6 protein-coding genes and 1 pseudogene are annotated in these 12,800 nt (G+C 68.6%); 4 read left to right on the top strand and 3 right to left on the bottom strand.

From position 1 onward, the window contains the following. Nucleotides 1–96: 96 nt before the first annotated feature. Nucleotides 97–1,050, bottom strand: a complete 954-nt coding sequence (locus tag WMF14_RS05615) for a LysR family transcriptional regulator (RefSeq protein WP_437799157.1) — start codon at nt 1,048–1,050, stop codon at nt 97–99. 60 nt (nt 1,051–1,110) lie between these two features. Between WMF14_RS05615 and WMF14_RS05610 the strand changes: the two genes are divergently transcribed. After that, nucleotides 1,111–2,202, top strand: a complete 1,092-nt coding sequence (locus tag WMF14_RS05610; RefSeq protein WP_437799156.1) for an SDR family oxidoreductase — start codon at nt 1,111–1,113, stop codon at nt 2,200–2,202. A 35-nt stretch (nt 2,203–2,237) separates the two neighbouring features. Here WMF14_RS05610 and WMF14_RS05605 read toward each other — a convergent pair whose 3' ends face one another. After that, nucleotides 2,238–3,725, bottom strand: coding sequence for a hypothetical protein (locus WMF14_RS05605; RefSeq protein ID WP_437799155.1), 1,488 nt, complete (start codon nt 3,723–3,725; stop codon nt 2,238–2,240). 95 nt (nt 3,726–3,820) lie between these two features. On the opposite strand from WMF14_RS05605, the pseudogene WMF14_RS05600 reads away from it, so the two are divergent. The 3 genes and pseudogenes from WMF14_RS05600 to WMF14_RS05590 all read left to right on the top strand — a co-directional run. After that, nucleotides 3,821–4,045 (top strand): annotated as a pseudogene (locus WMF14_RS05600) (MarR family transcriptional regulator); the annotation flags it as partial. Nucleotides 4,046–4,302: 257 nt separating this feature from the next. Then, nucleotides 4,303–7,260, top strand: a complete 2,958-nt coding sequence (locus tag WMF14_RS05595; RefSeq protein WP_437799154.1) for a penicillin acylase family protein — start codon at nt 4,303–4,305, stop codon at nt 7,258–7,260. Nucleotides 7,261–8,214: 954 nt separating this feature from the next. Beyond that, entirely contained in the window at nt 8,215–11,232 is a 3,018-nt protein-coding gene (locus WMF14_RS05590) for a DNRLRE domain-containing protein (protein ID WP_437799153.1), read from the top strand. 120 nt (nt 11,233–11,352) lie between these two features. On the opposite strand, the gene WMF14_RS05585 is transcribed toward WMF14_RS05590, so the two are convergent. Next, nucleotides 11,353–12,471, bottom strand: coding sequence for a hypothetical protein (locus WMF14_RS05585; RefSeq protein ID WP_437799152.1), 1,119 nt, complete (start codon nt 12,469–12,471; stop codon nt 11,353–11,355). Nucleotides 12,472–12,800: the final 329 nt, after the last annotated feature.

Raw genomic sequence — 12,800 nt, 5'->3', positions numbered from 1 at the left:
GGGCGCGGCGGACGCACAGCCGGAGGTGTCGCGCCGCGTCTTGCCTGGGTGACACGGCGCGGCTGCCTCATGGGGACACCGCCGGACATCCCCGGATCAAGCCGCACCCCTTCGGACCAGCGCCCGCAGGCGCGGCGAGAGGGCGCGGCCCGAGAAGAAGAGGTCGCGGAACCAGCGCTGCGCCGGGTCGTCGTCGTGGCGCTGCGACCACACGGCGACGACCTGGGCGGCGGGCAGCTCGAAGGGGGGCGCGAACACCCGAAGCCCGAAGAGCTCGCGGGCGCGCTGGGCGACGCTGCTCGCGATCGTGCAGAGGAGGTCGGAGCTGCGCACGGCGAGGGGCGCGGACATGAAGTGAGGCAGGCGCAGGGCCACCCGCCTGGTCTTGCCGAGGCGGGCCAGGGCGCGGTCGACGGCGCCGTCGCGGTGGCCCTCGACGCTGACGAGGACGTGGCCGAGGGCGACATAGGTGTCGAGATCGAGGCGGCGCTTGATCGCCGGGTGGCCTTTGCGGGCCATGACGGCGAAGGGTTCCTGGTAGAGCGGGGCGCGGCGGAGGCCGGCGGCCGGCACCGGCTGCGAGGCGCCGAACAGGGCCAGATCGATGTCGCCGCGGACCAGCGCGGGGGTGACGTCAGGGGAGAAGCGCTCGATCTCCAGGCGGACGAAGGGGGCGTGTTCGCCCAGGTGGTCGAGCACGTCGGGCAGCGTCGTGAGCTCGAAGTAGTCGACGGTGGCGACGCGGAAGGTGCGCGCCGAGGTGCGCGGATCGAAGGGCTCGGGGGAAGCGAGGGCGCGGCGGAGGTGCTCGAAGGCGGCGGGCAGGGCCGCGCGGAGCTGGAGCGCGCGCGGCGTGGGGGTGAGACCGCGGCCGAGGGGGACGAGGAGGGGATCGCCGAAGAGCTCGCGCAGGCGCGCGAGGGAGTGGCTCATCGCCGACTGGCTGACGTGGGCGCGGCGCGCCGCGGCGCTGACGCTGCCCTCGACGAGCAGCGCCTCGAGGGCGGGGAGGAGGTTCAGGTTGATGGTCCGTATATCGATCTCGCTCATGCCTGGCATGAGATACATCCCATTTTCCTCATGGGTCCAGCGACGCATGCTGGGCGGCCTATGAGAGCATGCGACGCCGAGGTCATGGTGACGGGGGGTACGGGATTCATCGGGCGCTGGCTGCTGGCCGAGCTGACCCGGACGAAGTCCGTGGCAGCGCCGGTGCGCCGGGCGCGGCAGCGGGCCGCCGAGCTTTCCGCGTTCGTCGACGCGCACGGCGGCGATTCGCGGCGGCTCCTGGTGGTCGAGGGCGACGTCGAGGCGGCGTCGCTCGGTCTGTCCGAGCGCTTCGATCAGGTGCGCGACGTCTATCACCTGGCGGCGCGCTTCGCCTTCGGGCTCGGCGTGCAGGAGGCGCGGCGCTGCAATGTCGAGGGCTCGCTGCACGCGGCCGAGTGGGCGCTCGGGCGGCCCCACCTGCGGCGCTTCGTCTACCTCGGCGGCTACCGCATGATGCACGCGAGCGCCCGGCCGGGCGCGGAGAGCGTGCTGACGCAGCGAGCGTGGGACCGGCTCTACCGCCAGCACGGCGCGTACGAGGGGTCGAAGCACGAGTCGTTCCTCGCCGTGCGCCGCTTCGCGGCCGAGCGCGGGCTGCGCTGGACGGCCGTGCATCCGAGCAGCGTCATCGGCGACTCGCCCACCGGCGAGACCACGCAGCTCACGGGCGTCGGCGAGATGGTCGAGCAGCTCTGGCGGGGCCGCCTGCCGGCCCTGGCCGGCAGCGAGCGCACCTTCCTGCCGCTGGTGACGGTCGACTACCTGGCGCGCTTCCTGGCGAGCGTGCCCGAGCGCCCGGAGACCGCGGAACAGGACCTCTGCGTCCTCGACCAGGCGACTCCGCGGCTGCCCGCGCTGGTCCGCGGCATCGCCGCCCACCTGAGGCGCAGCCCCCCGGCGTGGGTGCTGCCCCTCGGCCTGGTGCGCCTGTTGCCGGAGGCGCTCACCGGGGTGACGCGAGAGAGCCTGTCGTTCCTCGCCGAGGATGCGTATGACACGAGCGCGGCCGACGCCCACGCCCGCGCGGTCGGTCTGGTGATGCCGCCGATCCACACCAGCGTGGAGCGCTGGTGCGACTACCTGGTGGCGACGCGCTTCGGCGCCGCACCCGGGAATGCGCTTGGCCGCCGGCCGGCGTCCTCCGTCGCCTGATCCGCGATCGGGGCCGCCCCATGGCCAGCGACGACTCAGGGCATCGGGTACACGAGCGACAGCCCGGCGACGCACATCTCGTCGAACGTGCTCCCCTCGCCGTAGGCCACGTCGATCGTCGAGATCATATTCGCCTCCTTGAGCGCCTTGACCACGTATGGGTTCTCCGTCGAGTTATTGTACGTGCACCGGATCTGGAGCACATCGCCCGGCTCGAGCGTCGGGAGCATCTCGATGGGCGCGTCGTATGAATACGAGCGCTGCCAGGAGAACTCCCACTTCGGCGCGTGCGCCAGGCACTCCTCCTTGGGTTGATCGGGTGAGCCGTTCGCCCGCGTGACCGTCACCTTCTCGTCGAAGCCCAGGTAGTGCATGTGCAGAAAGTCGCCATAGATGCGCGTGCCCGGCGGGAACGGCATCTCTTGCGCTGCGGGCGAGTCCGGGGCCGGGATCGTGAGCTGCTCCGTCTCGACGTGGCTCTTGCTGTCCGCGGGGATCAGGAACTCGACGCCGTTCTTGTCGCCCGGACCCGGCAGCAGCCCGAAGCCAAGCTGGCCGACCGGATCATCGAAGTTGCCGATCAGGTGGTACAGGAAGCCGTACTTCGGCTTCTCCTTGGTGAGCCTGAGCTGGATGCGCGTCAGGTCCGGGTCGGCCGTCGTGCCGGCGGGGTGGTAGTGGATCTGCATCATGAGGAGCGACCCCTTCGGGATCAGCTGGCCCACCCCCTCGGGGAGATCGACCGGGTCGGCGCCGGGAGCCCAGGCTGTGAGCATCTGGAGCGATCCAATCTCGACGCCATTCGGGACCTCGCCAGCGCCACACGGAAAGCTTCCGTCGGGGCCCGCCAGGCTCGCGGACTTCCCCTCCGGATCGATGGAGATTATCCCATGGTGAACGACCTTGTGGTTGCCGGGCACCATCTGTAAACCATTGAGGTACTGGTCCTCGGTGAGCCCGGGATCGATCATGAAGCAGCGGAACTCGTCCTGCTCACCGGAGGTGACGTAGGGCTCGTTCGGATGAACCTCGAGGGTCATGCCCGGCAGGCCGGGGCTCTTCGGCGCGAACGCGGCGGGCGCGTCCTTCGGATCACCCTTGGGGGTGCCGGCCTTGCTCCAGGCCTCCAGCGTGCTGATCTCCTCGTCGGAGAGGCGGATGTCGCCCTTCCACGCGTGACGGGTCGAGCACTCGTCCGTGTCACGCACGGCGAAGGGCGGCATCGTGCCCGCCTTGGTCGTCTGGACCATGAGCGCCGCGACAGCCCTGGCGTCGTCGTACGCGGTAAGGCTGAAGGGCGCGATATTGCCCGCGGAGTGGCAGCCCATGCAGCTCCTCTGCAGGATGGGCTCGACGTCTTTGTGGAAGGTGGGGCTGCTCCCGGTAACCTGGGGCTCCGTGGGCTCGTCGCCCCCGGAGCAGCCGGTGAACGAGGCGACGCCTGGCAGGGCGAGGGCGAGGGTGAGGGCGAGGGCGGACTGCGAGGCTCGGGCGACGGAGCGCGAACGTATTGAAGCAGGCATGAGACCTCCGGGCAGCCGGATCCTTCACGAGCGGAGGGTCCGGGCGCTTGGCAAGGAGTCACGTTTTGTTCGACGGCGTTTCATATATGTGTAACATGCATATAATCGCCCCCGCCGAAGCGTCAAGGAAATTTGTGCAAAATACACGGATCACAAAAGAGAAGCTCCGCGAGCTCCACGGAGCCACGGTCGATCTGATCGCGCCCGTGAATCAGCCGCAGCGCGATCAGGCGCTGCTCGCGGAGGCGGGCATCTCCCTGGATCGAGCCCTCTTTCCGCTGCTGGTGGGGATCGAGCGCTTCGGGCCGGCTGGCCTCCTCGGCGACCCGGGGGACCAAGGTAAGATTCAGACAGCTCGGCGCGGGGGCGGTCCGGCGCGGGCCGCGGTGGCGTCTGCGTGTCATGCTGGCCCAGACACGGCGCCAAGGCACGCTCCCTCTTGCCGGTCGTGCCCTGGCCCATGCTGCCGCGAAAGGAGCTACGAACCCTACCTCGCTTGACGACGTGCTGTTCCGGCCACCGCGTCGCGCGACGACACCGCCGGGGTGGCTCGCTTCCATCCTATCAAGGAGCGTTCATGCGACTGTCATTCTCTTCGGCACACTGCGTCCTCGCCTTGGTCACCGGGCTCACGGGCATGCTCGGGTGCTCGGACGACCCTGGTTCCGGCAGCAGCGCGCCCGACACGGGCGCGCCCGACGGCAGCCCGCCCCCCTCCGCGACGTTCGGTCCACTCGGCGATCGGCCGGATCTGCCCGTCGACGGGCGGCTCACCATCGGCGGCCTGCTCTCTGCGGTCGATGTCGTCCAGGACAGGGACGGTAGGCCCCATATCTATGCCGAAAACCTCGTGGACGCGATGCGCGTCGAAGGGTATCTGACGGCGCGCGACCGCGCGCTTCAGCTCGAGATCTTGCGGCGCACCGCCGAGGGGAGGCTCGCAGAGCTCTTCGGCGACCTCGATCCTTCCACCATCGATCAGGACATCGCTCTCCGCCATGTCGGGCTCGGTCGGATCGCCAGGGCCCAGTACGACGCGCTCCCCGAGGGGGAGCTCCGCCAGATGCTCGACGCGTACGCGGACGGGGTGACCCAGGTGTTCAGGAAGATCCGCTCCGGGGACATCCGCCTCCCCGAAGGCGCGACGGGGATACCCGCCAAGGCGTTCACCGACTGGAGCAGCGTCGACTCGCTCGTGATCAGCCGCTTCCAGAGCTACCTCCTGTCGTTCGACGCCGAGCTGGACATCACCATGCAACAGCTCTTCGACGCCGCCCGGACGACGTTCGCGTCGAGCAGCGCCGATCCGCTCGCGCAGAAGCGCGCCGGCTTCGAGCGGGACTTTTTGAGGTTCGCCCCCTCCGAGCCCGCGGTGACCAGCAGCGGCTACCCCGCCTCCCCGGCGCGGGAGAAGGCGCAGAAGGCGGAGGACAAGGCGGCGAAGAGAGCGCCTCGCGCGCGACGACCGGGCCGCGCCGCGCCGGGCCGCGCGAAGCTCATTTCGTCGCTGACCGGCTACCTGAGCGCGGTCCAGCGCGCCAGGAGCAAGGTCGCCCCGGAGGGCTTCGGCTCGAACAACTGGGCCATCCACGCGAGCCGGAGCGCGACGGGGCACGCGCTCGTGGCCAGCGATCCCCACCTGTCGCTGAGCGCGCCGGCCGTCTGGTATGCCGTCTCGATCCATGTCACCGCGCCCGAGGGCAAAAACGCGAGCCGCGATGTTCACGTCGGGGGCGTCACCTTCCCCGGGATTCCGGGGATCATCCTGGGCCACAACGAGCACGTCGGGTGGGGAGCGACGGTCGCGATGTACGATGTCACCGATGTCTATGCCGAGAAGCTCACGCCCGACGGCAAGGCCGTGCTCTTCAAGGGCAATCCAGTGCCCCTCCAGACGGTCGAGGAGGTCATCGCGATCGCTGGCAGGGAGCCCTATACCTACCGTGTCCCGATCGTGCCCCATCACGGCCCGCTCCTGCCGACCATCGTCGAGCACGCGGTGGTGGATCCGGACCCGGCCGTGGGGGCGCTCAGCGTCCGCTGGACGGGGCTCGGGCCGACGAAGGAGCTGGAGGCCATCTTCGGCCTGCTGCGCGCTCGCTCGGTCGATGACGCGCAGGAGTCGCTCTCGAAGTTCAGCGTCGGCGCGCAGAACTGGGTGATGGGCGACACAGCGGGCGACATCCTCTGGACGACGCACGCGGCGATCCCGACGCGATCTCCTGAGGCGTTCGCCTGGGACGCGGCCACCTATACGGGCGTCCTGCCGTGCATGGTGCTCCCCGGCGACGGGACCGCGGAGTGGACCGGGACGCTCCCCGAGCACCTCATCCCCCGGGCAAAGAACCCGCCGGCGGGATACATCGCCACGGCGAACAACGACCCCATCGGGGACTCCCTGGACAACGATCCATCGAACGGCGCGCTCCCCGACGGTACCCCCATGTACCTGGGTTGCAGCTTCGACATCGGGTTTCGCGAGGGCCGCATCCAGGAGCGGATCGACGCCCACGAGGGACCTCTGTCGCCGGAGGATTGCGCGGCGATCCAGGGCGACATCAAGTCGGCGCTCGGCGCGAGGCTCGTGCCTCACCTCCTCCGCGCCATGGACCGCGCCGAGGAGGAGCGCGCGACGCCCGGTACTCACCCCGATCTGACCGCGATCGTCGCGGACGCCGCATACGACCCGCAGCGCCTCGCCGCCCTGCGGGCGCTCCTCGACGGCTGGGGCAAGGAGGCGGACTACAAGGCGGCCGCCGGCATCGATCTCGATACCGCCATGCCGCTCGCGGACGAGGGCGATGGCCCCGGCGCGCTCGACGCCCGCGCCTCGGAGGCGACCTTGGTCTTCAACCTCTGGCTCGTCCGGGTGGTGCGCCGGGTGCTGGGCGACGAGCTCGGCCAGGTGGGCTTCTCGTCGTTCTCCCGGGAGCTCTCGGCGAAGGCGCTCCTCCATCTGTTCTCCGCCGATCGGGAGCAGCTCGCCACCTTCGATCCGGCCGTGCAGGACAGCGCGCTGTGGGACGACATGGGCACGCCAGCGGTCGAGTCCAGGGACGAGCGCGTGCTGCGCGCCCTGCTCGACGCCCTCGCCTGGCTCGATCGACAGGGCGGCTCCGGGGCTGCGGCGCCCCGCTGGGGCGCCTTTCACACGGTCACCTTCGACGCGCTCGTCCCGTTCTTCAGCAGCCTCAGCATCCCTCCGCCGAGCGATCCCCTCTGGAGCGGCGGCTTTCCGCGCGGCGGCGACGAGTTCGCGGTGGACTCCTCGGATTACCGCCTCTCGTGGGCGCTCGACGAGTCACCGGATTTCCGGTACGTCCACGGCCCGTCGCAACGGCTCGTCGTGGAGCTCGACCCGGCGGGGCCGAAGGCGTGGAACGCCCTTCCCGGAGGCAATGTCTGGGACGCCGAGAGCCCACATTTCCGCGATCAGGCGGAGCTCTGGCGAAAGAACCAGACGCACCTGGTGCCGTTCCTGCTCCCCGACGTGATCCAGGCGAAGGAGTCGCGCACGGTGGTCGCGGCGCCGTAGCCGGCGCGTCCTCCCAGGGCCCACCCCGGGTCGGCATCTGTCACGTAACGATCCGAGCACGCGATCGAGGCGAGGCCTGGGGTGTCCCTCCCCGGGCACGGTCTGCCCGCCTCGCCCCATCGTTGACGAAGGTCACGGCGAGCGGCGCTCCAGCGGCCCTGGCCAGCCGCGACCCGGGTAGCTACCCCTCGGCGCAGCGCTCGATCAGGACTGCGAGCGGCTTCTTGCTTGCGGCGTAGCGGTGCCGCCAACGAAGCGCGCGACCTCCATCGCGTCGCGGGAGCCGCCGCCCAGCCAGCCAATGCGGGGTCAGGCAAATAAAGATCGTTGGCTGGCATGGATAACCAAGTCACGCTGGGTGCTCACCAACATTTCTGCGGATTTCGTCTACATCCATACATCCAAGCGAGCGAACGACCGCTTCTCTACACCTTACTTCACATCGGCGGGCGAGCTGATCACGTCAGCTCTGCATCGAAATTTGCAACCTTGATGTGAAGAACGACCGAAGTATGCGACCTAATTGGGCGGTCGTTTGATCTTCGAAAGTGTTTCGTCTTGACCGGACGTATCGATCCGAGAATAAGTCGTTGTACGAGAGCGCCGGTATCCGCACCCTCTGGTGCTGGATGGTCTGCACCGATGGTTCGCGGCGCGAAGGCATGCAGCGGGAGGCTCCTCTTCTGCCCCCTGGTGCCTTCGCCCGTCACGGTCCTGTCCACCACAGCGGTTCGACGACGCCGGGGGAGAAAGAGCCATGCATTCGATTTCTCGAGGCTTCGGGTCGCGGTCGTTTGCCGCCGGGGAGCTCATCGCCGCGCTCGTGGCGATGTCGATCGTCGAGCGCCGCTCGATAAGGACGTGACTGCGGAGGGGCCGCCCAGGCCCCGATTCGAAGTCAGTCGCTGAACGGGTAACCCCACAGACGAAGCAAGTCTGCGACGGGGCACGTGTGTGCCTTCAGTCAAAGGAGACTCAATGCGTAAAATCAGCCGCTTCCTTGCCTTGACCTTCTTGGCCGGAATCTCCGGCGTGCTCGGCTGCCTGGGCGGCCCCGATTCGGACGAACCGGCTGAACTGGCCGAAGAAGACGTGGGCGCGAGCGAGGAAATGCTGGTAGCGCGCCCCGCCGCGCGGCTCATTTTGACCGACTCCGTCATCGCGCGCCTGAAGGCGCGCGCCGCGGCCGGCGACGCCGCGTGGACGGCGTTGAAGAAGCGCTGCGACGATTACACGACCGGCACGATGCACCCGCCGAGCGGCAGTACCTACCCGGGCTACCCGAACGTCGGGCAAGGCTATCAAGGTGACGAGTATCCCCCGGTCGTGCGCGCGCTGGGCATCTGCTATCGCGTGACGACCGACACGGCCGCGCAGGCCCGCTACGGTGAGGCCGGCGTTCGCCTGCTGGAGGCCATGAGCACCCCGGTCGCGTCCGGGGGGCAGAAGCCGTCGACGGACCAGGGTTACGGCATCCGAAACTACGTGGTCGGTATGGCGTTCGGCTACGACTGGCTCTACCCGGCGATGCCTGCGGCGACCAAGACGCGCCTGATAGCTTCGATGAACGCGTGGATCGATTGGTACGACGAGAGCGGGTTGATCAAGAACGACCCGATCGGCAACTACTTCGCCGGCTACTATCTGGCCAAGACCACGGCGGCGCTGGCGACCGAGGGCGAGAACGCCAAGGCCAGCGCGTACTGGAACGACGTCGTGACGCGCATGTGGGGACAGCTCGTGAAGCCGAAGTTCACGAGCATGATGGGCGGCGGAGGCTGGCCGGAGGGCTGGGGCTACGGCGGCAGGGCCGTCATGTACATGGTCGAGGCGCTGTGGGCGACCAAGACGGCGACCGGCCTCGACTGGTGGAAGGAGCTGCCGCTGGCCCGTGAGGAGGCGACCTATGCCCGGTACTTCACGTGGCCCTCGCTCAAGCACATGGACGACCAGGGCACGATTCGCGCGGGCATCGACATGCGCCCTTCCGCGGCGCTGTTCCTCGGTCTGGCGACCATGCTCGAGCAGCAGGGTGACACCTCGGCCGCCGTCGCGCGCGGCTTCGCCGCCGACGTGATCGCGGCAGCGGGCGACGACTCGGCGCCGTGGTCCAAGTTCTTGTATGGCGATACGGGCGCCGCCAAGAGCGGGTACCAGTCGAGCGGCTTGTCGCACTTTGCGGCCGGCCCTGGCCACGTCGGCATGCGCTCGTCCTGGGACAAGACGGCCGTGTGGGGGGCGCTGTCTGGCGGCGCGTACATCAACGCCGCCTACTCCGGTGAGCAGATGTTCAACGCCGGCGGTCTGAGCGTGGTGGTCGGCGATCAGCCGGTGCTGATGAACGCTACCGGCTGGCTGCCCCAGAACTGCGGCAACGCCTGCGAGACCATGGTGAACGACGACAGCTACGGCAAGAGCCAGCGCCGGCTGTACAATACCTTCTTCGTCGACGACGCCACGAACCGGTACAACCCCGGACAAAATGCGCTCTCACCGGTCGATTCGAACGCCCATGTAGAGCGGTACGAGGACCGCGGCGCGTTCGTGCGCGCGCGCGCCACGGGCCTCGGAGACCAGTATGGCAGCGCCACGGTCAAGCCGGTCTCGCAGTTCACGCGCGACGTGGTGTTCTTCCGTCCAGGCAGCTTCGTGCTGTTCGACCGCACGACGGTGGCGAAGGCCAGCGCCGACCAGTGGATGAGCTTTCACACGCCCGTGGCGCCGCGTCAGGTGACCACCGCCGATGCGACACAGAAGCGCTTCGACGTCGTGGTGGGTGCGACGCTGGTCGGAAGCGTGCGCACGCTGCTGCCGAGGAGCGCGAGCACGACGACGACGACTCTGCCGGCTTCGACGGCGCGGCTCGAGGTGCACGCTCCGGTGCGCGCGGCGGCGCAGCAGTGGCTGACCGTCGTCTCGGCGGGCGCGGCGCTCGGCGAGCAAACGCGGCTGTCGTCCGCGGACGGCAACGTCATCGCCGGCAACGTGGTGGGCGTCGAGCTCTCGGCGCCGCAGAATCAGGTCGTGCTGTTCTCGGCCGATCAGGCCGCGACCGGCGCCGTGTCGAGCGCGGAGTACCTGGTCTCGCAAACGGCAGCCGAGCACGTGCTGGTCGACGTTGCGCCCTCCAGCTCCGGATATGCGGTCACGGCCGTCGCCTCCGGCGGAAAATGGCGCATCCGCGTGAGCGCGGGCGGCGCGCTGCAGGTGTCGGGCGCCAGCAAGACCTTGAGCTTCAAGGTCAGCGCCACCGGCGCTGTCACGGCGGGCTCCTCGACGCCTCCGACGTCGACGCCGACCACACCGCCGCCGCCCACCGAGCCGACGCAGCCGACGCCGTCGACGCCGACCGAGCCGACGCAGCCGACGACGCCCAGCGGCACAGCGCAGACGTTGACCTTCACGCAGGGCGTCAATGGCTACACCGGCGTGCAAGATCTGAGCATCTCCAGTTTGAATTACTCGTCCAGCAACCCTGTCGGCACGCTCTACAAGACCAACGACGTGCTCCTCGCCGACACGCGCAGCTACACCACCAAGGCGATCATTCGCTTCGACGTATCGCAGATCCCCACAACCGCCACGGTGACGGCCGCCACGCTCGACGTGACCTTCGAGAGCTGGGTTGGGCCGCAAGCCCTGAACGGCAACTTCATGAAGACGCCGTGGAGCTACAGCTCCGCGACGCTGGGCTTCACCAGCGGGGGCGCGGGCAGCAACTGGACCGCGCCGGGCATCGGCTCGGGCGACGTGCAGGGGCCGACCTTTCAGTTCCTGAACATCGACGCCAGCGGCTATCAGCGCAAATCCATCGCGCTCGACCCCGGCAGCGTGCAGAGGTGGGTCCGGAGCAGCGCCGCCAATCAAGGCCTCGTGCTCGCCAACGCCGCGACCGGCAAGGATCTGCGCATCTGCTCGAGCGAGGTGGCCAATGCCGCGAGGCGTCCGACGCTCTCGGTGACCTTCCAGTAGCACCGCGCAGCCGAGCGCAGGGGTGAGTCGTGCGAGGATCGCATTTCGGCTCCCCCGCCCTGCGCCGGACTCCCGCGCGTCATCAATTATCCATACGTCGACGATGAGGCAGCCCTGAGGTCAAGGCTGGGGGACGACCTCGTTCGTGGGGTTGCCGTCGATGTCACCGACCACGTTGTTGGACCAATCAGCGTACGTACACGTCGCGCACGACGTCGTGTAGCCCCAGTGGCTCGGGCCGAAGACGTTGTTGCGCAGGATCATGTCCTTGCCGTTCTCGGGGTAGAAGTCGTAGGCGCCGAGCGAGACGAAGTTGTCGTGGACATCGTAGTTCTGCAGCGTCGAGCCGTCGACGCCCTGGGTGAAGAGCACGGCAGTGATGGCTTGCCAATAGTTCGGCACTTCGTTGCCCGTGGCGGCGTCGACGCCGGGCTCGAGTCGGTTGTGGCTGATCTCGAGCGGCCCGCTGCCCCCGTACGGGAAGATGCCGCCCGTATGCGCGAGCGAGGGGTCCGCCAGGTGCGCGATGTAGTTGTCGTGCAACCAGCTCTGCTCGACGATCGTGTTTTGGCTGCAAAGGCACATGCCGCCGGTATTGGCCACATCCACCCGGGTCAAGCGGATGGTGCACGTCGCGCAGGCGTTCACGGCATGCTCGGTGAGGGCGGCGTTCGTACCTCCGAGGCCGACCGGCTCGGGGCGAATGGTCGTATCGCTGATGTTCAAGGTGAGCGGCGCGGACTCGTCGGCGTTGACCAGGATGCTGCGGTTCGTGGAGCCGGGCGGCGGCGCGATGATCGAGTTGGTGATGTTGACCGTGCCGTGGCAGCCGGTGCCGATGTAAATGAACGCGTGGAAATACATGTGGTCCAGGTTGACAGTGCCGTCGCAATCGTACAGATCCCACTCTTTGCTCTGGTCGTCGCTCGGCCACACTTCCGTGTACCCGGGCGGCACCGGGAGCTCTGGATCGGATTGGGCGTAGGTGCCCACGCCGGGCGCGCCGACGGTGAAGCGATCGGGGTAGCCCTTGGCGCTTGGCGCGTCGCCGCCTCCTGCTCCGCCACCGCTTCCGCCGCTCGTGCCTCCGCCGCCGCTGCCTCCGGCGCCTGAAGACATGGATGAGGAGCTCGACTTCATCTCGTCGTCACCGCACCCTGCGAGGAGGGCGCACAGCAAGACCACCCCCGGCAAGCTCGGTCCGAGGCCCGCTGCAGGACGATTGGTCGCTCTCTTCATGAGATCTCCTTCGCTTTCGGGGACGTCGCGTCGCTCGTGATCGGAGTTGCAGCCGAGCAGTCTACGGCCTGCTGCACGCCGGTCCTCAGCCTCATAAGCCACTCGTTTTCGGGGTCATGGGATCCGGAGGACGGGCCGAAACGACGGTCGGTGAACGTGCCGCGTATCGAGGGCGGCGTCGATCGAATTCATCAACGCCCGGCGCCTTGAGGCGACGTGAAAGGGGATCCCCATCGGCCGTGGACGGCGCTGACCGAGTCGGCGTGCCCAGCATAAAAATGCAATTCGGTGCGAACAGCGGGATGCCGCCTCGTTCCACGCCTCGAACG

It is taken from the genome of Sorangium sp. So ce693, assembly GCF_051521375.1.
Classification (GTDB): domain Bacteria; phylum Myxococcota_A; class Polyangia; order Polyangiales; family Polyangiaceae; genus Sorangium; species Sorangium atrum.
Note: the sequence above shows the minus strand (reverse complement) of the source record. Positions and strands in the feature narration are given on the sequence as shown.